The sequence below is a fragment of the Mesorhizobium sp. CNPSo 4688 genome (assembly GCF_057784295.1).
On record NZ_JBWLUY010000092.1, the window covers coordinates 1 to 663 of the forward strand.

Here is a 663-nt window from a genome sequence, read left to right on the forward strand (position 1 = left end):
CAGGCCGCCCGCCGGTGACAGGCCTCCGGTCGGCTCCGCCTCCCTCCGGCCCGTCACCGGCGGAACCAACCTTCAACCGACATCATGAACCCGATGGTGGGGGCAGTTCTTCATGACGCAAAGGGGGCAGTTCCGGATGGCGTTTGACACGTTTCGGCATGATCGCCGGATCAAGACGGTTAAGCGCCTTGCCCAGCACGCGCGCGAGCTTCTCGCATTCGGCGGCATGGTTCGCCGTCGACCGTGCCGCCGCCCAGTGCTGTAGCATGATCGGTATCGGCTCCGCCGCCAATTCCGGGTGTATCTGCAAAAAGCGGTCAAAGCGCCAGAGCCAATGCGCCTGCGTCAGATAGCGATAGCCTCTGGTTCGCATGAGAGCGATATGGTTGCGCATGAGGTCCCCGAGCACACTGCCGAACGCTGGGAGCTGCCGCAATGCCTCCAGAGCTTGATCGGGATCGGGCGAGAGCAGCGCTCGCAGCACCGCCTTGTCGCTTCTGGCTTGATGAGCGGCGCACAATTCGTTGATGGGATTGCTGGCGATAAAACCCTCCTGCACGAGGTAATCGAGGAATCGGTTGATTATGCGGGCGTAAAGCATCAACGTCGGGCGAGCCCAGTATCGAGCCCGCTCGCTCAGCCAGGTTTCCAGGGTCTCCCGTG

The 663-nt window shown here is 62.4% G+C and carries 1 pseudogene; it reads right to left on the reverse strand.

Annotated features, from left to right (window positions below):
- Positions 1-82 precede the first annotated feature (82 nt).
- Positions 83-663, reverse strand: a pseudogene (locus tag AC04SH_RS34920) (tyrosine-type recombinase/integrase); the annotation flags it as partial.